Source organism: Nocardioides sp. (assembly GCF_050246775.1).
Classification (GTDB): Bacteria; Actinomycetota; Actinomycetes; order Propionibacteriales; family Nocardioidaceae; genus Nocardioides.
The window spans coordinates 935,659-960,397 of the sequence record NZ_JBFWVK010000001.1 but is presented as its reverse complement, the minus strand read 5'-3'; the positions used below and the strand labels follow the sequence as shown (position 1 = coordinate 960,397).

Annotated in this window: 12 protein-coding genes; 7 read left to right on the top strand and 5 right to left on the bottom strand. The window is 69.8% G+C overall.

Annotated elements, in window-relative coordinates; genetic code table 11:
- Positions 1 to 115: 115 nt before the first annotated feature.
- The 7 genes from AB7I40_RS04560 to AB7I40_RS04530 are packed head-to-tail and all read left to right on the top strand — an operon-like array spanning position 116 to position 17,697.
- Complete coding sequence (locus AB7I40_RS04560) at positions 116 to 6,862, top strand: SdrD B-like domain-containing protein (protein WP_428343858.1); 6,747 nt, start codon at positions 116 to 118, stop codon at positions 6,860 to 6,862.
- Positions 6,863 to 6,893: 31 nt separating this feature from the next.
- Positions 6,894 to 8,270, top strand: a complete 1,377-nt coding sequence (locus AB7I40_RS04555) for a multicopper oxidase domain-containing protein (RefSeq protein ID WP_428343857.1) — start codon at positions 6,894 to 6,896, stop codon at positions 8,268 to 8,270.
- Positions 8,271 to 8,275: 5 nt separating this feature from the next.
- Complete coding sequence (locus tag AB7I40_RS04550; protein ID WP_428343856.1) at positions 8,276 to 9,607, top strand: multicopper oxidase domain-containing protein; 1,332 nt, start codon at positions 8,276 to 8,278, stop codon at positions 9,605 to 9,607.
- 16 nt (positions 9,608 to 9,623) lie between these two features.
- Complete coding sequence (locus AB7I40_RS04545; RefSeq protein WP_428343855.1) at positions 9,624 to 12,623, top strand: multicopper oxidase domain-containing protein; 3,000 nt, start codon at positions 9,624 to 9,626, stop codon at positions 12,621 to 12,623.
- A 28-nt stretch (positions 12,624 to 12,651) separates the two neighbouring features.
- The gene (locus AB7I40_RS04540; RefSeq protein ID WP_428343854.1) at positions 12,652 to 13,152 is read left to right on the top strand and encodes a hypothetical protein; all 501 of its coding nucleotides are present in this window, start codon (positions 12,652 to 12,654) and stop codon (positions 13,150 to 13,152) included.
- A gap of 4 nt (positions 13,153 to 13,156) precedes the next feature.
- Positions 13,157 to 15,025, top strand: coding sequence for a copper resistance CopC/CopD family protein (locus AB7I40_RS04535; protein ID WP_428343853.1), 1,869 nt, complete (start codon positions 13,157 to 13,159; stop codon positions 15,023 to 15,025).
- Entirely contained in the window at positions 15,022 to 17,697 is a 2,676-nt protein-coding gene (locus AB7I40_RS04530; RefSeq protein WP_428343852.1) for a S8 family serine peptidase, read from the top strand. The genes AB7I40_RS04535 and AB7I40_RS04530 overlap by 4 nt, the downstream gene beginning before the upstream one ends.
- 3 nt (positions 17,698 to 17,700) lie before the next feature.
- Here the strand turns inward: AB7I40_RS04530 and AB7I40_RS04525 are convergent, their stop codons facing one another.
- From AB7I40_RS04525 to AB7I40_RS04505, 5 genes are all read right to left on the bottom strand, one after another.
- The gene (locus AB7I40_RS04525) at positions 17,701 to 20,229 is read right to left on the bottom strand and encodes a PKD domain-containing protein (RefSeq protein WP_428343851.1); all 2,529 of its coding nucleotides are present in this window, start codon (positions 20,227 to 20,229) and stop codon (positions 17,701 to 17,703) included.
- A 128-nt stretch (positions 20,230 to 20,357) separates the two neighbouring features.
- Positions 20,358 to 21,866 carry a M1 family metallopeptidase gene (locus tag AB7I40_RS04520; RefSeq protein ID WP_428343850.1) on the bottom strand — a complete coding sequence of 503 codons (1,509 nt, stop codon included), beginning with the start codon at positions 21,864 to 21,866 and terminating at the stop codon, positions 20,358 to 20,360.
- 83 nt (positions 21,867 to 21,949) lie between these two features.
- A complete protein-coding gene (gene fahA, locus AB7I40_RS04515; RefSeq protein ID WP_428343849.1) occupies positions 21,950 to 23,095 on the bottom strand; it encodes a fumarylacetoacetase in 1,146 nt (381 codons plus the stop codon).
- Positions 23,092 to 23,940 (bottom strand): hypothetical protein, encoded by an 849-nt coding sequence (locus AB7I40_RS04510; protein WP_428343848.1) that lies wholly within the window; start codon positions 23,938 to 23,940, stop codon positions 23,092 to 23,094. Before AB7I40_RS04510 ends, fahA begins: the two co-directional genes overlap by 4 nt.
- A gap of 14 nt (positions 23,941 to 23,954) precedes the next feature.
- Positions 23,955 to 24,737, bottom strand: coding sequence for a hypothetical protein (locus AB7I40_RS04505; RefSeq protein WP_428343847.1), 783 nt, complete (start codon positions 24,735 to 24,737; stop codon positions 23,955 to 23,957).
- Between the last annotated feature and the right edge of the window lie 2 nt (positions 24,738 to 24,739).

Here is a 24,739-nt window from a genome sequence, read left to right as displayed (position 1 = left end):
CGGTCCGGTGACGCTTGCATGACAGGACCGACATCTTTCTCGCCACCGGGCGGTTTCGGGTGGACGTTGTGCGTGACCAGCCAGCATTCCTGGGACTGCCGAGAAGGTGAATCAGATGCGTGGACTCAGCGATCGTTCGGTGAGCGTGGACCGACGACGGACGCCGAAGAACCCCCGACGGGCGCACACTGGCCGCGGGCGCCCAGGCCCCTCGGGAGCGCTCCGGCGACGGTTCCTCTGCCTGCTGGCTTCGGTCGCCCTCGCCGTCGGGGTGCTCGTCTCGATCACGGTCCCCCCAGCCGTGGCGGCGACGAGCACCCTGACCCTCGATGTGGTCAGTGCCCGGACCGAACCCCGCGCCTTCGCAGGGGCTGGGGTCGCGGCTGGTGACCCGGTCGACACCTACAAGTTCCTCATCAACCGCGACAACACCGGTTCCACCTCGGTGCGCAGTGCCACCGGGGTCTGCTCGCCGACCGACCCCGGCTATCCGAACAACTGCCCGTGGACGTCGATCAACGCCGCACCCGATGCCTCCCCGATCGTGGCCCAAGGCGATCAGGGCGACCTGGTCAACGGCCTGGACCTGCCCGACGGGGACTACCTGATCTCGGTCCTGGCCGATGGCTACAAGCTGGACGGCGCCCACTTCAGCGTCCCCCTGAGCGACGGACAGGTGACCGTCGAACTGCAGCCGATGCCGCTGCCCGACTCGACCGTCAAAGGCCAGGTCTTCGCGGACATGGCGCCGACGAACGGCGCGTACGACGCAGGCGACCAGCCCCTGCAGGGCTTCACCGGTCACCTCAACGACCTGCTCGGCGAGGTCACGACCGACGTCTACGGCAACCCGGTCTGCACGACGTACGTCGGCGAGGACCCGGTCAGCCACGAGATCCCGATGGCCGACCTCGACGCCGACATGCTGCCGGTGGTCGACCAGGTCGGGGGAGAGTGCCTCAGCGACGCGGATGGCATCGTCACGTTCCCGCACATGGGCACCAACCGCTACACGCAGTTCGTCACCCCGCCCGATGGTTCGCGTTGGATCCAGACCACGACCCTCGAGGGCAACCACGACTGGGACACCTGGGTGATGGAGGGAGCCACCGGTTTCGACACCGAGTTCACCCTGGCCGGCGAGGCCGTCCCGACCCCGCTCTTCGGTTTCGCGGCCCCGTTGAAGAACGGCCAGCCCCTGAGTGCTGCCGCTTCTGGACATGTCACCGGCCGAGTGATGCGCACGCTGCACTACGTGCCCCCGAAGGGCGGCATCTACGACCTGTACAACGGCTTCACCGGCTCGAAGGTGCAGCGCCCGATCCCCGACGCGTGGCTGTCCCTGGCCGACCTTGACAGCGGAGACCAGGCGGTCTGGGTGGGTCAGGCCGACACCGATGGACGCTTCGACATCTCCGGCGTCCCGGACGGCGACTACTCGCTGACCTGGTGGGACGAGGCCCAGAACAACCTGCTCGCCCTGCAGAACGTCACCGTCAACAACGGCGAGACCGAGGCCCTCGGCACCGTGCCCATGAACGGGTGGTGGACCGAGTACTCGGGCTACGTGTTCAACGACAAGAACCGCAACGGCGTCAGGGAGGCCGGTGAGAACGGCATCTCCAACTTCACCCTGACGATGCGCAAGCGCGACAACTCGCTGATGGACCGCGGCCAGACCACGGCCACGACCGACGCGAACGGCTACTACAGCTTCGAGGGCGCCTACCCGCTCGGTGAGTTCGGCTACACGGTGATGGAGGCCTACAACGACTCCTTCTACACCACCGGAGTGACCTACCAGGCCGACAACCAGCCCACGCCGACCACGATCAAGGGCGCTGGTGTCGACGTGAGCACCCTCAACATCATCGGCCTGGGCGGCACCTTCGACTGGGGCGTGCACGGCTACGACCCGACGGGGGCCAACGGCATCGACCCGCGCAACGGGGGCATCGTCGGATCACTCAGCTACGACACGACGCGCAACGAGCTCGACCCGCTCTACGCCGCCGCCGAGGACTGGCAGCCGGGAATCCCCGACGTCCCGGTCAAGCTCTACGCCACCGTCGACTGCGGCACCAACGCCGGTGCGCCGTGCGACGCCAACGGTGACTACGAGGTCGACGCAGACGGTGCGTACACCAAGGGTCACCTGCTCAACACCTACCTGTCGGAGAACTGGGAACGTCCCCGTGGCTGCACGGCCCGTGACCTGGACGGCGTACCCCTCGTCCACGGGGTCGACGAGGACCACCTCGCGCTCGATCAGGAGGCGAACGGGGTGTGCATCCCGGCGTTCTCGCAGAGCGTGCAGTTCGGGACCTACGCCGCCGACCAGGGGACCGCCGACGCCAGCTTCGGTGCCACCGTCAACGGCAACTACGGCTTCGGCGACGGGTGTTTCACCGGCACCATCGACGACTCGGCGACCGACTTCGACCCTGCGGCGCCGGTGTGCGAGGGCGGTGACTTCACGGCGCTGCCCGCCGGGGACTACCTGGTCAGCCTGGACATCCCCGACGACGCCGTCACCGGGCACCCGAAGTACAAGGTGACCGGCGAGGAGGACATCAACATCGCCCACGGCAACCAGGTGATCCCGCAGGTGCCTCCGCCGTCGTGCGCCGGGTCGCTGCACACCGTCGACGTTCTCGGGGACGGCACCGACAACTACCCGGCAGCGGACGGTGACGGTGTGGAGGTGCCCCTCGGAGTGACGGTCCCGGCCTCGGACCCGGTGGACAACGCCACCTTCCTCGACATCGGCGGGTCGCCGTACGAGGGCAAGGCGCGTCCGCTCTGCGGCACCAAGCTCGTCTCGCTCAACAACGGCAAGTCGATCGTCCCCATGTTCAACCTGTTCACCGACGTCCCGCTGCCCAGCCGGCTGCGCGGCCTGATGATCGACGACATCAGCTTCTCCAGCAACCCCAAGCACACGGCCTACGGCGAGAAGGCCCCCGCGCCCTTCATGCCGGTCGGGATCTACGACTTCACCAACCGGCTGGTCACCACGGTGGAGACCGACTACAACGGCTTCTACGACGTGCTGCTGCCCTCGACCGACCACATCAGCTGCCCGACGCCGTCCGGTGTCTGCGCCGGCATGTACCGCTTCGTGGGCAACGACCCGGGCGTCCCTGGCCATGTGAACCCCAACTACAACCCGCTGTTCCGCACCATCGGCACCGAGTTCGAGGCGATGCCCGGCGTCACGATCCCGACGGACCTGGCCCCGACCCAGGTCGGCGTGATGATCTCGCGGCCCGGCACCGGTCAACTCACGCCGGCCAGCTGCCCCATCGCCGCGACTGCTCCGCAGCTGTTCACGGTCAGCCAGCCCTACGTCAACGGGAGCGGCTCGATCACCATCCAGGGCACCGGGTTCGGTGCCACCAAGGGCACGGGCTCGGTCACCCTCGACGGGGTCGACATCGCGACGACGGCATGGAGCGACACCCAGATCGCCGCGGCCATCCCCGCTGGGTCGGCCACCGGTGCACACCAGCTCCTGATCACGGCGGACAACGGGTTGAAGACGGTCAACGCCCTGACGTTCCACGTCCTCGGTGGCTCCTACACGCCGACGGTGCGCGAGGTCGGTCCCGGTCGTCAGTTCGGCACCATCCAGGCCGCCCTGAACGCCGCGTTCAGCAGCACCGCCAACGACCTGGTCGTGGTCTACCCCAACACCGCGACCCAGCAGAACCCACGCGGGGCGTACTTCGAGAACCTGATCATGGCCTCGCCGGTCAAGCTCCAGGGCGTCGGCCCCGGCGGCTTCCAGGGCCAGGACTACGTCGGCGGCACGATCCTCGATGCCAGCGCCTTCGGTGGTGACACCCAAGTGGCCACCGACTGGTACACCCTGCTCGACTCGCTGACCTGGGACGGCAACCAGGCCCCGAACGACGGCGAGGGCATCTACGTCCTGGCGTCCGAGAACGCCACGACCGCCGCCGGTCGGGCTCGCCAGTTCACCAGCGCGTTCCCCGCGGCCATCGACGGCTTCGAGATCCGTGGCGGCAACCAGCAGGGCTTCCCGGGGAACATCGACCAGATCACCGGCCTGCCGACCGGGCTGCCGGCCAACATCCAGACCCAGGGTGGCGCGATCTTCGCCAACGCCTACGCCCGCAACCTGCAGATCACCAACAACCTGGTCGACGGCAACGGCGGCGGCTACGGCGCGATCCGGATCGGCACGCCCGACCTCCAGGGCGCCGACACGAACCAGCACAACGAGAACGTGCGGATCGCCCGCAACCGGATCGTGGCCAACGGCGGCAGCAACCTCGCCGGCGCCATCGGCATCTTCGCCGGTGCGGACGGGTACGACGTGAGCGGCAACGACATCTGCGGCAACTTCACCCTGGAGTACGGCGCTGGGGTCAGTGTCTACGGCCGCAGCCCCAACGGGCAGATCCACCACAACCGGATCACGTTCAACTACGCCAACGACGAGGGCGGCGGCATCATGATCGCCGGGGCGCTCCCGGCGAACCCGGACGACCTGTCCGCGGGTGCCGGATCGGTCTCGATCCTGGCCAACCAGATCCAAGCCAACCTGTCCAACGACGACGGTGGCGGCATCCGGTTCCTGATGGCCGGAGCGGACCAGATGACGGTGGCAAACAACATCATCGTCAACAACGTCTCGACCCACGAGGGTGGTGGGGTCAGCCTGAACGACGCCCCCAACGTGCGGGTCATGAACAACACGGTGATGAAGAACATCACCACCGGGACCGCCGTCACCTCCAACGGTCAGCCCGCTCCGGCGGGTCTGTCGACCTCGCCGAACAGCGACCAGCTCCAGGCGACCCTGCCCGGCGGCTCTCCCACCTTCAGCGACCCGGTGCTGTTCAACAACATCTTCTGGGACAACCGGGCGGGCACTCGCGCAGGGACCACGGTCACGGGGATCGGCCTGACCGGTGACGCGACCCCGGTCGACCACTGGGACGTGGGCCTGTTCGAGAGCTCTGCCCAGCTGTCGCCGACGAACTCGGTCCTGCAGCAGAACGCCGGTGAGCACCCCTACGCGACCAGTGCGACGAACAGCGCCGCGGATCCCGGCATCGTCCAGGGCTACGACGTGTCGGTGTCGTTCGCGACCTGGCGGCAGAACCCCGCCTTCGTGGACGCGACCCTCACCGCGGTGGAGGCTCCGGCCGACCAGCTCGGTGACTACCACCTGGGCACGTGCTCGGGCGCCTCCCCGTCGCCCGCGTGCAACCTCGGCGCGTCGACCAAGGGCACGGTCGCAGCGCCCGCCACCGACATCGACGACGAGACTCGCCCGGCCCTGGGTGGCTACGACGCCGGTGCTGACGAGTTCGGTGCCGGGGCACCGCCGCCCCCACCCCCGACCTCGGACCTGTACTTCTCCACCAGTGGGTTCAGCAACCCGCCGGGAGTGAGCGGGACCCCGAGCAACGGAGACATCCTCCAGTGGGACGGGACGGCGTTCAGCCGGGCGATCGACGTCTCGGCGGCGCCGTACAACCTCCCGGCCTTCCTGGCCAACGTCGACGGCTACAGCCGGGTGGATGCCACCCACTTCTACCTGTCCTTCGCGAACGCCACGTCCGTGCCGGGCATCCCCGGGCTGGTGCAGAACGAGGACGTCGTCTACTACGACAACGGGACCTGGTCCCTGTGGTTCGACGGAACGACGCACGGGCTGGCCGCCGGTTTCGAGATCGGCACCATCAGCGTGGTCGGCACCACGCTCTACTTCACCACCCCGGACGCCCAGGTCCCTGCCGGGGCGGGTGGCACCGGTGACAACGCCGACATCTACCGGTGGAACTCCGCCGGTGCCGGCAACACCTACACCCGGGTGGTGGACGCGAGCGCGGCGCCGTACGGCCTGCCGAACTCCGGCGGCGCCACGTCCAACACCAACCCCAACGTGGACGGACTGGTGTACGTCGACGCGACGCACTTCTCGCTGTCGTTCAGCAACGACAACACCAACGTGCCCGGGCTTCCGGCCAACGGGGTGCAGGACGAGGACGTGGTGGCCTACAACGCCGGCACCTGGTCGGTCTACTTCGACGGCACCGCAGCCGGCCTGACCGCATCCGCGCAGGACCTGGACGCCATCTCGATCGGCACCGGGGCGACGCCTCCGCCGCCACCTCCGCCGCCGCCGAGCGATCCGCTGTTCTACTCCACCACCGGCAACGTCAACCCGCCGGGAGCCGGCGGGACCGCGGATGACGCCGACCTCTACAGCTGGAGCACGACCAGTCACTCCCGGGTGTTCGACGCCTCGGTGGCAGGCCTTCCGGCCACCGCCAACATCGACGGACTCGACCGCGTCGACGCTACGCACTTCTACGTGTCGTTCGCCGACAACACCGCACTGCCCGGACTCGGGACGGTCCAGGACGAGGACGTCGCGTACTACAACGCGGGCCTGTGGTCGGTCTACTTCGACGGTACGGCGCGAGGCCTGACCGCAGCGGGCCACGATCTCGATGCGATCAGCGTCGTGGGCGGCACCCTGTACTTCTCCACCCGCGGGGTGGTGAACCTGCCCGGGGTCTCCGGCAGCTCGGACGACTCCGACATCTACCGCTGGAACGGCACGTCGCTGGCTCGGGTGTTCGACGCCTCGACGGCGGGCGTGCCCGGGAGCGCCAACGTCGACGGGCTGGTCTGGCAGGACGCCACCCATCTGTACCTGTCGTTCGCGAATGCGACGACTGCCCTGAGCGGCCTCGGCACCGCCCAGGACGAGGACGTCGTCCACCTGGTGGGCACGGCCTGGTCGACGTACTTCGACGGCACCCTGCATGGCCTCGGCGCCGCCGCCGGACTCGATGTCGACGCGTTCGACCTTCCCTAACCCAGCCGCAGCGAAGGATCAGGTGACTCCCATGAACGCTTCGTCACACGACAGGCACCCGCAGATCGCGGGCGGTGCTGCGCTGCCAGATCCGAGGATGGGCCGCCGTGGCCTGTTCCGGGTGATCGGTGGGGCTGCAGCGGTGGGTGGTGTGGCGTGGGCCGGCAAGTTCCTCGAGCCGGAGACGGCAGTGGGCGCGGCCGGCCCGCCGGACCTCTACCTGGCGGGCACGGACGGTTGGATCTCCCTGCCGAGGACACCGGCCATCGCGCCGTTCCACCCCGACGTCCTGGCGCCCGATCCGTTCACGACCTACATCTTCGGGTTCCGCAACGTCACCGGGATGACCGACACCCAGCGGCTGGCGCAGAAGAACAAGGCGCAGCACTCCGCACCGCTGTTCTGGGTGGACCAGTTCGACCCGGCGAACCCGCAGGACTTCGCAGTGCAGCTCACCAACCTCGGACTGGCGCTCCGACCGGATCTGTTCGACGCCCACACCCTGCACTGGCACGGCTTCCGCAACGTGATCCCCTTCTTCGACGGGGAGCCGAGCGGGTCGGTGTCGGTGCCCTCGGGTCGTCAGTTCACCTACATCTACCGCCCTCGGGATCCGGGGACCTACATGTACCACTGCCACGTCGAGGACGTGGAGCACGTGCACATGGGCATGACCGGCCTGGTGTTCGTGCGGCCGCTGCAGGACGGCCAGAGCCTGGGTGGCTTCACCCGCTTCATGTACAACGACGGGGACGGGTCCACGGGCTACGACCGTGAGTTCGCGATGTTCCTCTCCGAGGTCTGGGCCGAGGCGCACTGGGCTGACGCGCACATCCAGCTTCCGGAGTGGAGCGACTACCGCGCCGACTTCAGCCTGTTGAACGGCCGGGTCTATCCCGACACCCTCGCCCCGAACGGCTCGATCGACCCGTTCCACCCGGTCCGTGACGCAGGCGGCGACCTGATCGCGCCGACCGGCCACCCGGAGTTGCAGTACCAGCCGCACTCGTCGCTGGTGCGCTGCAACGAGGGTGACCGGGTCGCGTTGCGGTTCGCCAACCTGGGCTTCCGGGAGCAGGCGATGTCGCTGAGCGGGCTGAGGATGCGGGTGGTCGGGCGGGACGCGACCCCGATGCGCGGTCGCGACGGCACGGACACGTCGTACGAGACCGACACCCTCAACATCGGGCCGGGTGAGAGCTACGACGCGCTGTTCACCGCGCCCACCTTCAGCGGCGGGTCCGGGTCGAGCGGTGACGGCTACGACACCTACCTGTTGTTCAACCGCAGCTACCAGCGTGCGAACAACCTCGCGCCCGGCGGCTTCGGAGGCCAGGCCACCGAGGTCAGGGTCTTCCCACCGGGCACGGTGGGGCCGCAGCAATATCCCAACGACTGGGGAGTCTGAGCGCCATGTGGAGAGCACGCACACCCAGGACGTCCCGCCGCCGGGCGATGGTGGCCGTCGCCGCCGTGGCGGGGGCCGCGGCCCTGGTGGCCACCGGTGCCACCTCGCCCAGCGCCACCTCCGCACCGCCGCCGAGCACCCCATCGGTCGGCATCGTGTGCACCCCCGGCGTCGGGGGAGACGCCACGCACCCGATCTTCGACCTCACCACGAAGACCGGCTACATCAGCCTGCCCGACGGCAACACGGCCTTCATGTGGGGCTACTCCGCGGGCTTCGACGACTTCCAGCACCCGGGCCCGGTCCTCTGCGTCAACGAGGGCGACACCGTGACGGTGATCCTGCACAACACGCTCGCCGAGCCGGTGTCGGTCGCGTTCCCGGGCCAGAACGACGTGCTCGCGGACGGCGAGCCAGCCGGACCCGAGGTCGACGGTCAGGGACACGTCACGTCCCTGACCGACACGGCCGCGGCCAGTGGCGGGACGATCACCTACACGTTCGAGGCCGACCACCCGGGCACCTTCCTCTACGAGTCGGGCACCAACCCGGAGAAGCAGGTCCGGATGGGCCTGTTCGGGGCACTCATCGTGCGGCCGGCCATGGGTGCCGACCATGCCTACAACCGGGCCGACAGCCAGTTCACCGCTAGCGAGGAGTTCCTGGTCCTGCTCTCGGAGATCGATCCCTTCCAGCACCAGCGGGTCGAACAGGGCAAGACCTTCAACATCAACAACTACCACCCGCGCTACTGGCTCATCAACGGCCGCGGCTTCCCCGACAGCATCGCCGACAACGGGGCGAGCTGGCTGCCGTCGCAGCCGTACGGGGCGCTGGCGCAGATCCACGAGTTCGACAACTCGACCCATCCGCTGCCCGGCATGGCGCGCTACCTCAACGTCGGGACCGAGGACTATCCCTTCCACCCGCACGGCAACAACGGCCTGGTGATCGGTCGTGACGGCAACCCGCTCGAGGGTGCGGCGGCCGAGGACCTGTCGTTCGAGAAGTTCGCCATCAACATCGGGCCCGGCCAGACCTGGGACGTGCTGTTCCGGTGGTACGACGCGGAGGACTACGACCCGGTCGGCAACCCGGTGCCGGTGACGGTCCCCAGCCTGGCCAACTCGGTGATCGGCACGTTCTACAGCGGCAGTCCCTATCTGGGCAGCAAGGAGACGCTGCCGGTCGGCACGCCGACGCTCAACCAGTGCGGGGAGTTCTACATCATCTCGCACAACCACGCGCTGTTCCAGATCACCTCCTGGGGAGCGAACATGACCGGGCCCATCACGTACATGCGGATCGATCCGCCCGAACCCAACAACTGCGGCTGAGAGGGCGGTGACGACGATGACGCACACGACGAGGACCCGACGATCTGCGGCCCTGGTGCTGGGCACCGCTGTGCTGACCGTGGCTGGACTGCTGTTCGGACCGGCCTCACCGGCAGCGGCGGCCACGGTGTCGCTCGACCTGTACGCCGTGACCGGGTCCACCACGTTGCCGGGCGGCCAGGTGGTGCCCGTCTGGGGCTACTGCACGCGGCCCCCGGCGGACCCCGCGCCGAACTGCAATGCGGCCGGGACGGCCGTGACTGCCCCCGGCGGCCCGGTGATCGAGGCGAGTGTCGGTGACACGGTGGAGGTCACCGTGCACAACGAGCTCGGGGTCGGCAGTGCGCTGCACCTCCAGGGCCAGCCCGTCCCACCCGACCTCACCCTCGTGGCCAACGGCGCTCAGCGGCTCTACTCGTTCGTCGCGAGCCGCCCGGGCACCTACCTCTACGAGGCCGGTCTCTCCGCCGGCACGCAGTACCAGACAGCCCTCGGACTGCACGGTGCGCTCGTGGTGCGTCCTGCCGCCGCCGGTCAGGCCTACGCCGACGCCTCGACGGCGTACGACGACGAGGCGGTCCTGGTGATGAGCGAGATCGACCCGGTGCTGAACACCAGCGCCGACCCGGCGGCGTTCGACCTGCGCAAGTTCGCCCCGCGCTACACCCTGCTCAACGGCCGAGCGCACCCCGACACCGACCCGGTCGCCACGACCGGTGGCAGCAAGGTCCTGCTGCGCTACGTCAACGCGGGCCTGCAGTACCACTCCATGGGCGTCCTCGGCGCCAGCCAGAGCTTCATCGCCCTGGACGGCAACGCGCTCGGCGACGCACGGCGCTACGCCGCGGAGACGATCGGTCCCGGACAGACGGCCGACGCGATCGTGACGGCCCCGGGCGCCGCCCAGGCCCCGCAGGCCCTCTCCGTGTACGACGCCAGCATGTTGTTGCACAACAGCAACGTGGGCGGTCCCGGTGGCATGTACACCTCGATCGACGTGCCCTCTGACGGCTCGACCGACGATGCGACCGGACCGGTCTCGCGGGCGGTCGCCTTCGACGGCACCACACTCAGCGCCATCGCCGACGACACCGATCATGGCAACGGCGACGTCAGCGCGGCGGAGTACTCCGTCGACGTCGTCGGTGCGGCCGGCACGGGCACCCCCCTGCCCGGTGTGTTCGGTTCGCCCACGGCGGACCTGAGCGCCACCGGCATCGCCGGGGTGGGCACCGGCCAGCACGTCATCTATGTCCGCTCCCAGGACGCTGCTGGCAACTGGGGCCCGATCAGTTCGGTGCTGGTGACCGGCGCCGACGCCGGTGGCCCGACCACCTTGTCACCGCTGGTGACTCCACGGGTGAGCAACGGCACCGCGGGTGTCGCGTTGTCAGCGACCGGGGACGACTCTGCGTCCGGCAACACCAACGTGCAGGGCGGTGAGTACTTCATCGACGCCGAGCCGCTGATCACCGACCAGGGCACGGGCATCGCGATGACGGTGAACCAGGCCGCACCGGTGGCCAGCCTGTCGGCCACGATCCCCGCCGCCACGGTGAACGGGCTCACCGAGGGTGTGCACATCATCTGGATCGAGGCCCAGGACGCCCAGGGCAACTGGGGTACGCCGATCTCGGTCGAGCTCACCGTGGACAAGACCGGGCCCGCCACCTCCGGGGTGTCGGTCGCACCCAACCCGAACAACGGGTCGCTTCCGCTCAGCGCGAGCATCCCTGCGGTCAGGGTCTCGGTGACCACCATGGTCGACGCGGGCAGCACCATCGAGAGGGCCGAGGCGTTCATCGACACCGTGGGCGCGAACGGGTCCGGGATTCCCCTGATCGCCAGCGACGGCCTCTTCAACGACCTCAACGAGGGTGGGTACGCCGACCTCCCGTTGGCCACCATCAAGGCGCTGAGCACCGGCAACCACATCATCCATGTCCACGCCAAGGATGCCGCGGGCAACTGGGGATCGACCTCCAGCAGCGTGCTGCTGGTGGACAAGACGGCGCCGGTCGCCAGCGGCTTCAGTCTCACGCCGAACCCCACGCAGGGTGCGACCGTGCTGACGCTGTCGGCGAGTGTGAGCGATGCGTGGACGCCACCGGTGGCCGCGGAATGGTTCACCGGCACCGACCCGGGCACAGGCAACGCCAGCGCCCTCACCGCGGTCAGCGTCACGGGCGCGGGGCCCTACGCCCTCACCGGGTCGGTCAACGTGAGCAGTCTCAGCGAGGGCACCACCACGCTACGGATGCGGGTCCGCGACCAGGCTGGGAACTGGAGCGCGCTGACCAACGTCCCGGTCACCGTCACCGGACCGCTGTTCTTCTCCACAGCCGGCAACACCAACCCACCAGGAGTGGCGGGGACGGCGGATGACGCGGACGTCTACGGCTGGTCCGGGTCGGCCTACAGCCGGGACATCGACCTCAGCACCCACGGGGTCCCCGCCGGTGCCAATGTCGACGGCTACGACCGTGTGGATGCCACGCACTTCTACCTGTCCTTCGCCGGGAACGTCACCATCGCCGGGTTCGGGACGGTGCAGGACGAGGACATCGTCTACTACGACAACGGTGCCTGGTCGACGTACTTCGACGGCACGGCACGAGGCCTGACGGCGAACAACCAGGATCTCGACGCGATCAGCATCGTGGGCGCGACGATCTACTTCTCGACCGTCGGCAACACCAACCCACCGGGAGTCACCGGTGCCGCGGATGACGCCGACATCTACAGCTGGAACGGCACGGCGTTCGCCCGAGTCGTCGACGCGACGGCGATCGGGCTGCCGGCAGCCACGAACGTGGACGGGCTGGTGTGGCAGGACAGCACCCATCAGTACCTCTCCTTCGCACCCGACACCACGGTGGTGCCCGGCTTGGGCGCCACCCAGGACGAGGACGTCGTACACCGGGGCGGCACGGCGTGGTCGACGTACTTCAACGGCACCGCCCATGGCCTGGGGACCTCCGGGAACCTCGACCTCGATGCCTTCGACCTCCCGTGACCGACCGCGACTCGCAGAGGAGAGCACCGTGACCACTGATGTCCTGGCCCCGGCCCCGCCCGAGGATGCCCCGGCACCCCGGCGGCGTCGCCGCCGCTGGATGGCAATCCTCGCCGCAATCCTCGCGCTCGGCCTCAGCCTGATGTGGTGGACCAGCCGGGCCGAGGACGTGCGCGACGGGACGGAGCTGCAGACGATGCAGGGGCTGTCCGCGACGCAGGGGATCGTGGTCGACCTGATCGCGGTCACTGCGGCGAACGGTCTGGTGGAGTTCCGCTTCCAGGTGGTCGATCCGGACAAGGCGACCCGCATCCTGCACGAGACCGACCTCGCGCCCACCTTGGTGGACGAGGCGACCGGGGCCACGCTGCGCATGAGTTCGCCTCCGCACAAGCACGGCGGCGAGCTCCGGCTGGGTGGGACCTACTTCTTCCTGATGGCGAACTCGCACAACACCCTCCACCAGGGATCGCTGGTCACCCTGGTGATGGGCGACTCGCGGGTCGAGCACCTCGCGGTGCAGGGGTAGGCACATGACCGGGGGGTTGCTGGGTCGGCTCGGTGCGGCTCTGGGCGCCTGCGCAGCGGTCGTCCTCCTGGCCTCCGGCCCGGCCTCGGCGCACTCGGAGACGGTGCGCTCAGACCCGCCGAACGGCGGCATGGTGGCGGAGGGCCGGACCTCGCTCACGCTGTGGTTCGACGAAGGGATCGGTGCCGCGGCCAGCACCTTCCAACTGCGCACCCTGGACGGGCTGGAAGTGCCCAGCAGTGCGGTCTTTGAGAACGGTGACGTCAAGATCGTCATCGATACCGAACCCCTCGCCCGCGGGCAGTATGTCCTGGACTGGCATGCGCTCTCACTCGAGGACGGTCATGCCTCCTCCGGATCTGTCGTCTTCGGTGCCGGACTGCGCCCGGACACGGTCGCCTCCGACGGGGTCGGGGCCCCGTCGCCGACGTTGGTGGGCATGCGCTGGGTCGACCTGACCGCACTGCTGATGGCGGTGGGAGCCCTCGCCGTGGGAGGCCGGGTGCTCGCCGCCGGTGGAGGACCCGTCCGGGTGACCCAACGGGTCCGTCTGGTCGGGACGCTTGCCGCCTGGGTCGCGGTGTACGCCGGATTGGCCGAACCGTTCCTGCGACTGCGCGGCTCGACGACGGCACCGTCGGCGTGGTTGGGCCAGACGTGGTTGACCCTGACCGGCACGGACGTCGGTCGACTGTGGATCCTGCGCGAGGTGGCGCTCGTGGTCGCGGGTGTGGCGATGCTGCGCTGGTACCGAACCCACGGCCGCTCGGCCCCGGCTCCGCGGATCGCCCTCGGTGCGCTGGTGGTCGCGGCCCTCCTGGCTTCGGGCGCCGGGCACGCCTCGTCGTTGCCGGTCGGTTCTGGTCTCGACATGGTGATGGGCGCCGGTCATGTGCTCGCCGCAGGGGTGTGGGTCGGCGGACTCGCGGTGCTCGCGGTCACGGTGCTCCCATTGCGCGGGTCGGCGAGGTCGGCCGACCTCTCGCGCCTGGCCATGTGGCGGGCGTTCAGCCCGCGCGCTGCCGTGTCCTGTGTGGTCCTGATCGCCACCGGGCTCTTCCAGGCCGGCCATCACCTACCGGATCTCAGCAGCGTTCCCACCACGGTGTACGGCGCCGCCGTGGCCGGGAAGGTGCTCCTGGTGGCGGTGGCTCTCGCGCTGGCGGGCATCAACACGCTGCTGGTCAACCCGGCCGCCGCCGACCGGGTTGCCGCGGTGCTCGGGCTGCGGCTGCGTCCGACGACGCCGCGCGGACTGGCCCGCACGGTCACCGCCGAGGCCATGGTGCTCATCCTCGCGGTCGCGCTGGCTGCTGTCCTGACCTCGGTGCCGACCGCGCGAGAGATCGCGGTCGCGACCCGACCCGCGGCACCCCAGGCAGCCAATGTGGACGGTCTCTTCCTGACCTTCGAGGCGGTCTCGGACGGCCCGAGGCGCAATCGGCTGATCCTGCGCATGCGTTCCACGATCCAGCCGGAGCCTGCCCCCGTGCTGGGCGTCGACGTCGACCTGACCGGACCTGGTGGCGAGGAACGGACGGTGGCTCTGCCCGCGGTGGAGCCCGGCCGCTACGAGGCATCGACGGCGGCCCTCGAGCCCGGGGCGTGGACGGCAACGGTGCGCACCCACCGCTCAGGGCTCCCCGACAGCGTGATGACCGCGGCCTGGGCCGTGCCGGAACCTGCCGCCGCGCTCGCCCATCCCCTCGGGAGGGTGACCAGCATCCTCGCGACCCTCCTGCTGCTTGCTCTCGGGCTGGTGGTGGGGTTCCGCCGCCGCCGTTCCCGGCCGCCTCATAGCGATGGTCCGGGCGGCATGGGCCCCGGTGCAGCTGCGGAATCGCCGCTGGTGCTGGTCCGGAGCTCGCGATGAGCCAGCAGCTGAGGCTCGCGCTCGCCGCGCTCCTGTTGGTGGCCTGCGCACAGGTCATCTGGCCCTCGCCCGGCACCGCCGTACCAGCGCCCTCGGGCGACCTGGAGACGGTCGTGGTCACGCTGCGCGGCCGGGTGAACCCTGCCACGATCTCCGGAAGCACCCGGGCGGTCCGGCTCAGCCGCCTGGTCCGCGCGCTGCAGTCGCGCGCCGACACCGACCAGGTGTCGCTGCGCCGCTGGCTGCGGACCCGCGTCGCGCAAGGCCTCGTCACCCAGGTCACCCCCTTATGGATCGTCAACGCGGTGTCGGTGACGGCGACCAGTGACGTGATCGCGGAGCTGGCGACCCGGCGGGACGTCCTCCGGGTCGAGAGCGATGTGGCCCGGCTGGCGCCCGCGGCAGCGCCGGCGGAGCCGAACGTGGAAGCCGTGCAGGCTCCTGCTGTGTGGGGGCTGGGGGACTCCGGACAGGGGGTGGTGGTCGCCACGCTCGACAGTGGGGTGGATGTGTCGCACCCAGACCTGGCGGGCCGCTGGCGTGGAGGCACCAACAGCTGGTTCGACCCGTACGGCGAACACCCGACCACGCCGACGGACCTGACGGGGCACGGCACCGGGACGATGGGCGTCATCCTGGGCGGGGACGACGGAGGTTCCTCGATCGGGGTGGCTCCTGGTGCCAGCTGGATCGCCGCCAAGATCTTCAACGACCACGGCAGCGCCACGGACACAGCCGTTCACCAGGCGTTCCAATGGGTGCTGGATCCCGACCACGACCCGAGCACGGCGGACGCCCCGCAGGTGGTCAACGGCTCGTGGTCGCTCGGCACGGGACCCGGCTGCGACCTGACCTACCAGCCTGACGTGCAGGCGTTGCGTGCGGCCGGGATCCTGCCGGTGTTCGCCGCCGGCAACTTCGGTCCCGGCGACAGCTCCAGTGTCAGCCCGGCAAACTATCCCGAGAGCCTGTCGGTCGGAGCAGTGAACGACACCGGGACGATCTGGTCGGCAAGCAGCAGAGGTGCCTCCGACTGCGGTGGTCGCACTCGCCCGTTCCCTGATCTGCTGGCTCCCGGCGTGGGCGTCCGGACCGCCGATCGATTCGGCTTCTACCAGACGCTGTCGGGGACCTCGATCGCTGCGCCGCATGCCGCGGGAGCCCTGGCCCTGCTGCTGGGAGGTGCCCCGGCACTGACGCCCGAGCAGCAGTGGGATGCCCTCACGCGGAGCGCCGTCGACCTGGGCGTGCCGGGTCCGGACGACGTCTACGGACACGGACGCCTCGACGTGCTCGCGGCCCGCACATCGCTGCAGGACGCGCCCGACACGGCTGGCCCCACGGTCAGCTCGATGGCCGTGAACCCGGAGGTGGCGGCCGCCAGCCTCCCGATCTCGGTCGGCGCCCAAGCCAGCGACGTCCTCAGCGGTGGCTCGGACGTGAGCGCTGGTGAGTACTTCGTCGACGCACTCGGCGCTGACGGCACCGGGACCCCGATCGAGGTCGCGGCGCCGGCGGCAGCGGTGTCGATGAGCGCTGAGCTGCCGTCGAGCCTGCTCGCCACTCTCGCGGACGGGCCGCACACCGTCTGGTTGCACGCCCAGGACGCAACCGGCAACTGGGGGCCGGCCGTGAACTCCGGCTTCGTCCTCGACACGCTCGCACCGGCTCTGAGCTCGGCCGCTGTCGCGCCCGCGACAACCCAGGGCGCGACCCTGGTGAGTCTGAGCGCCGAGGCACTCGAGGCAGGCTCCGGCTTGGCCGGTGCCGAGTGGTTCGCGGGCAATGATCCCGGCGCCGGGAACGGGACGCCGATGACGATCTCCGGCCCTGGCCCCTACACCCTTTCTGCGGCCGTCGACGTGAGTGGCTGGCCACTCGGATCGGCGACCCTCGCGCTGCGCGCGCGGGACGCCGCAGGCAACTGGAGCATCGCTGTGCCCGTGACCGTCACGGTGACTGCTGCCGCCCCCCAGGCCCAGCTCTGGTTCTCCACCCTCGGCAACGCGAAGCCGCCGGGAGTGCCTGGCGCGGCGGACGACGCCGACGTCTACCGGTGGACCGGGAGCGCGTTCGCCCGGGACTGGGACGCCTCCGCGGTCTGGCTCCCAGGGGTGGCGAACGTGGATGGCTACGACCGGGTGGACGCCACCCACTTCTACCTCTCCTTTGCCGCGGCCAGCACCGCTGTCCCGGGGCTGGGCAACGTCGGTGACGAGGATGTCGTCTACTTCGACAACGGGATCTGGTCGCTGTGGTTCGACGGGAGTGCCCATGGCTTGAGTCCGGCCGGGCTGGACCTGGATGCGATCAGTGTCAGCGGCACGGTGCTCTTCTTCTCGACCGTGGGCAACACCAAGGTGCCCGGCGTCGTCGGGGCCGCCGACGATGCGGACCTCTACAACTGGAGCGGGACCGGCTTCGCACGGATCTGGGACGCCTCGGCCTTCGGGGTCCCGGGCGCGGCCAACGTCGACGGCTACGTGCGGGTCGACGCGAACCGCTTCTACCTGTCGTTCAGCCCCACCTCGACGATGGTCCCCGGCCTCGGGACGGTCCAGGACGAGGACGTGATCCAGCGCAGCGGGGGCACCTGGTCGACGTACTTCGACGGGACGGCGCGAGGACTGACCAGCGATGCCCTCGACCTGGACGCCTTCGACGTGGGCTGAGCGCTAGGCGGGCGGCAGCACGATCGACCAGGTGGTGGCCTTGCTGCTGGCCACGTCGGTGCTGGCCGTGACGCCGCCGGCAGGTCCGGACGGGACGACGCCGCCGGAGTCGGCGAACGCACTGCAGATCCGGCCGGTGTCGGCGCCACAGGCGCTCTGGCGAGCCGTCACTTCCGCTGGCGTCGTCCACGCCGTGGTGGCGCTCGACTTGTCGGCCCAGTAGGAGATCAACCAGGCACCCTGCGGTGCGGTCAGGGTCGGCGTGGTTCGGGCGGTGTGGTTGACGGTGTCGGCGGCGGAGGCGAAGACGAGCGGGGTGCTCACTCCGGCGTAGGCCGCGATCGTGGCGGTGTACTTGGCGGCGCCGTTCAGCGGCACCGAGACCGAGGTCCCCGCGTCACCGACCTGCACCTCCTTGGTCCACACGACCGTGCGCATATCTCCGGCCACCACGTTGTCCAGCAGCGTCCACCCGGCGCCACTGGGTCCGGTGAACGTCCGGGCGGTGCTGTTCAGGCTCAGCGCCAGGACCAGCCGGTCCCCGGGGTTGGCTGCGGGCGGGACGACGACCGCCGGTGCGGCGTTGCTCGCCACCGAGATCGCGGAGCCGACGTAGGCCACCGCGCTGGGCACCGGCGCCTCCTGCACGACCACGCTGTGGGTGACGGTGGCGCTCGACCCGTCGTCGTCGGTGACGACCAGGGTCACCGGGTAGGTCCCGGCCAGCGCGTAGGAATGGGTCGGGTCGGCGCTCGTGGACGTCGTACCGTCACCGAAGTCCCAGGCGTACGCCGCGAGCGTCCCGTCGCTGTCGCCGGAGCCCGAGGAGTCGAAGACGCAGTCGAGGTAGGTGCACGACGACGAGAAGGCGGACGTCGGGGGCTGGTTGGGCGGCGGTCCGGCTGCCGCCGGGAGCACGAAGGTCCACATGGTCGCTGCGTCGGAGGCCGCGTTGGTGCTGGCCGCGATGTTGCCGTACGTCGACGCGGGCAGCGCGGTCGCCGAGTCGGCGAACAGGCTGCAGATGCGGCCACCGTCGGCGTTGCAGGCGGACTGCCGGGTGGTCACCGAGGGGGCCGGGGTCCATGCCGTCGTGGTGCCGGAGCGGTCGGCCCAGTAGGAGACGGCCCAGGCGCCGGCCGGGGTCGTCACGGTGGGCGTCACCCGGGTCGCGGTGCTCGTCACGTCGGTCGAGCGCGCGAAGACGAGGCCGGGGCTCGGGTCCACCCCGGTGTAGGCGGCCAGGGTCAGGTTGTACTTGGCGGTGCCGCTGAGTGGCGTGACCACCGCCTTGCCCGCGTCACCGGCCTCGACGACCTTGGTCCAGGCGGCGCTGGCCATGGTGCTGGCGGTGCCGCTGTCGAGCAGGGTCCAGCCGGTCACTCCGGTGGGGGCCGACACCGTGCGGCTGACGCTGTTGTAGCTCAGCACCATCAGCAGTCGGTCGCCGACCTTGGCCGCTGCCGGCACCGTCACCGTGGGTGCGCTGTTGTTGGCCGCGGAGACCGCGGAGCCGACCAGGCTCACCTGCGGTGCCGGAGCGCTGGTGTCGACGACGACCGTGGTGGTCGAGGTCGAGGTGGCCGCCTGGTTGTCGGTGACGACGAGCCGCACCTGGTAGGTGCCACCACTCGCGTAGGTGTGCGACGGGTTGGCCGCGGTCGAGGTGGTGCCGTCGCCGAAGTCCCAGGCGTAGCGGGTCAGGCTGCCGTCGGGGTCGGCGGCCGTGCTGGAGTCGAAGGAGCACAACTGGCCGAAGCAGGAGCTGGTGTAGGCCGCCGCGGGCGCGAGGTTGGCGGCCTTGGTGAGTTTCAGGTAGTCGATCTGGCCGGAGAAGTAGTCGCAGGTCACGGTGATCTGGTCGCAGTTGATCTTGCCGCCGATGGTCATCGGGATGTTGTTGTCGATGGTGCCGGCGCTGCCGAGCTTGCGGCTGCGGTAGACCCCGTCGACGTACATCGTGACGCCGGCCGAGGAGTAGGCGCAGGTCAGGTTGTGCCACTGCTCGTCGTTGAGGGGGGTGATCGCCCCGGTGGCGACCTGTCCCGCTGAGCCCTTGAAGAGGCACGAGGGGATCCCGCCGGGAGCCTGGATCTTCCACTGGCCACCGACGGAGGCCGACTGACCCTTCTGGGTGATGTTGCCGAAATTCTCCTTGGTCCGGTAGCGCAGCTCGATGGTCAGGGGACCGCTGCCGGGCTCCAGGGCGGGGTTGTCGGGGATCTGGATGATCCGCTCCGGCGAGGCGGGGGCCTGCTCGGGATCGCGGTGCACCCACGTGTAGCCGGTGGCTCCGTCGAACGGCACCCCGGCCGTGATCCCGGTGGGGTCGACCGCGGCATCGAGCCCATGGGGCCCGCTGTCGTGCATCACCGTCGTGCCGTCGGCCTCGTTCATCTCGTAGTACGCCGCGACCCCGGGCGCGAGCGGCGCTGGTGCGGCGCTCGCGCTCGGGGTCAGCAGGATCGGGGCGGCCAGGATCGGTGCCACCAGGGTCATCGGTAGCAGAGCCAACAGACGACTGAACTTCATGTGGATCCCCCGACGACACCCGCGAACCGGTCAATGTGGACAAATCGTCGCACGAGATCGGCAAGCCGACTACTGGGGCCGACCACTGGGGTCCGACCACTGGGGTCCGACCACTGGGGTCCGTCAGGTCACCGTCGTTCGGCTCCCGACATCAGCCGCTGCACGGCCGCGATCTTGGCCAGCGACGGGATCGCCGCGGGTCGAGCACCCGTGCGTCCGGCCGGGAATCCGTTGGCCGGGGTCGCTGCGGGCTTCACGCCACGATAGAGCCAGGCACGGAAGAAGCCGTCGAGCTGCTTGCCCGAGACGCGCTCGGCGAGGGAAGCGAACTGCGAGATCTGCGCGTTCTCGTATTTGTGGATCCGCGCCCACGTCCGCATCACGGTGAAGAAGTCGCCGTCCCCGATGCGGTTGCGCAGTGCCTGGAGCGTCATGGCGCCCCGCTCGTAGACCGCGCCGTTGAACTCGTTGCCCTTGCCTGGGTTGCCGATCTTCACCGTCCAGAACGAGTCGTTCTGCGGGTAGCTGCTGTAGGCGGCGTCGAAGATCTGCTGAGCGGTGCCCTCGGCGTGCTGCTCGGACCAGAGCCACTCGGTGAAGCTGGCGAAGCCCTCGTTGAGCCAGATGTCGCGCCAGTTGCGCACCGAGACCGAGTCGCCGAACCACTGGTGGGCCAGCTCGTGGACCACGACGTAGATGTTGGAGCCGCCGGTCCAGAACAGCCGTGAGTAGACCGGTCGCGTCTGGTTCTCCAGGGCGAAGCCGAAGCTGGCGGCCGGCGCCACGCCGCCCATGGCGTCGAACGGGTAGGGGCCCCAGGCAGCGGTGTGCCAGTCGACCACCTCCGGGGTGCGGGCCAGGTCTTGCGCGGCGAACCGGGCGGCCGCGCCGCCGTTGCTGGCCACGGCGGTGAGCACGGGGATGCCGTCAGCGGTCCTCGAGCGGGTGATGTCGAACTGTCCGGCCACGAAGAAGGCCAGGTAGGAAGCCATCTGCTTGTGCTCGCGCCAGTGCCACGTGCGCTGCTTGCCCGACACCGCCCGCGAGACGAGGATCCCGTTGCCGAGGGCCTCCACGTTGCGCGGCACCGTGACGCGGACGTCGTACTTCGCCTTGTCGCGCGGGTGGTCGTTGGCCGGGAACCACCATGGCGCGATCTCGGGCTCGCCGACGGCGGCGGCCCCGTCCTTCGTGGTGATCCACGGGGAGATGCCGTGGGCGGAGTAGTTGGCGGGCTTGCCGGCGTAGCGCACCCACACCTTCATCGTGCGGCCCTTGCCGATCGCCCGGCGCGGGGTCACGACCAGCTCGTGCGCGCCCTGGCTGAACCGGGCGGGACGTCCGTTGACCCGCACGGCGGAGGCCGGCAGGACCAGGTCGAGGTTGAAGCGGGTCAGGCGCTTCTTGGTCGTGGCCGTGATCATCGTGCGCCCCACGACCCGGTCGGTGGCTGGGCGGTAGTTGACCTTGATGCCGTAGTGGGTGACGTCGTAGCCCCCGTTGCCGTAGTCGGGGTAGTAGGGGTCCCCGATCCCCTTGGCGCCGATGCCGCCGCCGGCCTGCGCCGCGCCTGCCGGAATCGTCAGCGCGACGGCCACCACGGCCGCGATGCGCGCAGTGAGTCTGCGTCGAGTCATTGCGTTCCTCCCTCATGCGGCGGCCCGAGTAGCGCGCCGCGGACACCCACACAACCACATGGTTCGGACAGGGCGCAGGGTCCTCAGTCCTTCGCCGGGGCGATCCGCCCCGTCACCTCGCCCAACGTGATCCGGCCCCCCGTCGTACTGGGGGCGTGGTAGCGCAGCGTCACCTCGTCGCCGTCGCGCAGGAAGGTGTGACCGTCGCCGAACGGCTCCTGCCCACCCCAGCTGAGCTCGAGGAACGAGCCGCGCTGCTCGCGCTCGGGACCGCTGATCGTGCCCGAACCGAACAGGTCGCCGGCCCGGGTGGAGGCTCCGTTGACCGTGAGGTGGGCCAGCATCTGCGCGGGTGACCAGTACATCGAGGAGTACGACGGGCGGCTGACGACCGACCCGTTCAGCTCGACCTCCACCTCGATGTCCAGGCCGATCTGGCCCGAGGAGCCGTCGACCACGCGCAGGTAGGGCAACGGCTCCGGGTCCTGACCCGGCAGGTTCGTCCAGGCACCGGCGAGTGCGGCCAGCGGGGTGACCCAGGCCGAGACCGTGGTGGCGAACGACTTGCCGAGGAACGGACCCAGCGGCACGTACTCCCAGGCCTGGATGTCGCGTGCGGACCAGTCGTTGAGCCCGACGACGCCGAAGACGTGGTCGGCGAAGTCAGCGGTGGCGATCCGGGTGCCCATGGCGCTGCGGCTGCCGACCACGAAGCCCAGTTCGGCCTCGATGTCGAGGCGCTGGGAGCGACCGTACGTCGGAGCAGGGTCGGTGGGCGCCTTGCGCTGCCCGCACGGCCGCACGATCGGCGTACCGCTCACCACCACGGTGCCCGAGCGCCCGTGGTAGCCGATCGGGAGGTGGCGCCAGTTCGGCGGCAGGGCCGGCGAGTCGGGCCGGAAGATCCGACCGACGTTGGTCGCGTGGTCCAGTGAGCAGTAGAAGTCGACGTAGTCGCCCACCTCGAAGGGCAGGTGCAGCTCGACCTCCGCGAGCGGGAGACGCACGGGATCCTCGCTCGTCAGCAGCTCGACGATGTCGGACCTGGTGGAGTCCCAGACCTCGCGGCCGAGCTCCAGGAAGGCGTTGAGGCTGCCGGTGCCGAGCTCGGGGCGCCCGAGCGTCGACAGGTCGACCACGGTGTCCTCCAGTCGGACCCCGACCTGGCGCGGGCCGCCCGGTCGCGAGAAGACCCCGAAGGGCAGGTGGTCGATCCCGAATCCGCTCATGCCACGCCTGCTTCGAGGAGGCCGAGGCCTACCAGGTCGTCGTAGGGGTCGGCGACGCTGCAGGTGCCGAAGGAGGTGAACCAGCGTCGGGTGCGTGTCATCGCGTCCTCACCGTGCGCTGCGAACAGGTCCAGCAGGGCGGCGCTGTCGCGTTCGGCGAGTACGGCGGCCGCGTCGTCGCCCTCCAGGGATGCCCGGGTGGCGAGCAGCACGTTGAGGAAGCCGTGGTGGTCGAACCCGGTGGCCCCGTCGGTGTGGGCCACGGCGTGATGCAGCCCGGCCGTGCAGGTGAACGGAGTCTCGCGGTCGAGGGCGGCCTCGATCCAGCTGGCGAGCGTGGTCGGGGAGGGGAACGCGGGCCGTTCGAGTCCGCCGGTGCGGAACTTGAGCCTCAGCTCCGACTCGGCGACGACGTCGGCGGCCGCGAGCCAGCCGGCGGTGGTGGGGGAGTGTGGCAGTTCGACGAGCACCTCGGTGTCGTCGGTCAGGACGCCCTCGTCACGCGCGGCGTCGACCGCGGCCACGACGCGTCGGGCGTTGCCGGGCAGGTCGTCGGGGTCCTGCAAGGCGACAGCCACAGCGCCGGCGTCGAGCCCGAGGCGCCGGCACAGCCCGAAGGGGCCGGCGACTTGGCCCGCTCCGCCGGTGAGGATCACGGTGAGTCGGGCGTGCGCGCCCCGAGCCAGCGGCAGGTCGGTGTCCTTGAGGACGAAACTACCGACCAGGCCGTCGTCGGGCCGTGTGTGATGCGCCGCGAGGGCGTCGTGGAAACCGAGGTTGCCGGGCGGGAAGATCGCGGCGTCGTCCACGATGCCGGCCCACACCGGACGCACTGAGCTGGACACGTCGCCCACCCTAGTCAGTCGGGTCTGCTCGGGCGCTTGGGCAGGGGTGGTGGTTCGGGCCAGCCGAACTTGGTCATGCCCCAGACGTAGGTGTCGCGGATGGCTTCGACCATGCAGACGTCGGGGTCGTCGTTGTCGAGGAACCAGTGGGTCGGCAGGTCGAGGCTGACGTTGATCTCGCCGTTGGGCTTGCGCCGGCCGGAACGCCGTGGCTTGTCGCGATCAAGGATGCAGATCACCAGGCTGAGAGTGTCGCTCTCGACGACCGCGAGGTAGTCCTGCCAGGCGGCGTCCTGAACGAACCACTCGCCGGGATCCACGCGCGGGGTGCGGAAACCCTTGCGTTCGCTGAGGAAGGCGATCCCTGCATAGGAGCCATGGCGAAACCACTCCGACGGGAGATCCTGCTCAGGTGGTGGGGGCGGCGGGAGCGACCATCCGCATGCTTTCGAGAGATCGGTGAAGAACCGGTGCTTGATGGAGGTGTGAATCGGGCGGTTCTCAAAGTCCGTGGCACCCGTGAACCAGTTGGCTGGGACGGTGGCACGGGCGATGACCTTGCCCTTCTTCGTCCGGCCACCCTTGAAGGAGTAGTCCTGCGCGTCGTCGCTGATGGTCAGGACGAGCAGGTCTCCGCGCCGGCGATCGATGTGCTCGACGATGTAGCTCCGCCAGCGTCTCGAGGCGTCGAAGTCGAACTCAGACAGATCGCCTACGCGAGCCGCCACCAAGACCTTCGACCTCAGTGTGATGCCGTCGTACGTCGGCATCGGGTTGTCTCGCCAGGTCATCGCCATGG

Bases quoted from the DNA above. Each gene is read 5' to 3' on its own strand.
- AB7I40_RS04545 (WP_428343855.1), top strand. From the start codon at position 9,624: ATGACGCACACGACGAGGACCCGACGATCTGCGGCCCTGGTGCTGGGC.
- AB7I40_RS04505 (WP_428343847.1), bottom strand. From the start codon at position 24,737: ATGGCGATGACCTGGCGAGACAACCCGATGCCGACGTACGACGGCATC.
- AB7I40_RS04530 (WP_428343852.1), top strand. From the start codon at position 15,022: ATGAGCCAGCAGCTGAGGCTCGCGCTCGCCGCGCTCCTGTTGGTGGCC.
- AB7I40_RS04550 (WP_428343856.1), top strand. From the start codon at position 8,276: ATGTGGAGAGCACGCACACCCAGGACGTCCCGCCGCCGGGCGATGGTG.
- AB7I40_RS04560 (WP_428343858.1), top strand. From the start codon at position 116: ATGCGTGGACTCAGCGATCGTTCGGTGAGCGTGGACCGACGACGGACG.
- fahA (WP_428343849.1), bottom strand. From the start codon at position 23,095: ATGAGCGGATTCGGGATCGACCACCTGCCCTTCGGGGTCTTCTCGCGA.
- AB7I40_RS04555 (WP_428343857.1), top strand. From the start codon at position 6,894: ATGAACGCTTCGTCACACGACAGGCACCCGCAGATCGCGGGCGGTGCT.
- AB7I40_RS04535 (WP_428343853.1), top strand. From the start codon at position 13,157: ATGACCGGGGGGTTGCTGGGTCGGCTCGGTGCGGCTCTGGGCGCCTGC.
- AB7I40_RS04520 (WP_428343850.1), bottom strand. From the start codon at position 21,866: ATGACTCGACGCAGACTCACTGCGCGCATCGCGGCCGTGGTGGCCGTC.
- AB7I40_RS04525 (WP_428343851.1), bottom strand. From the start codon at position 20,229: ATGAAGTTCAGTCGTCTGTTGGCTCTGCTACCGATGACCCTGGTGGCA.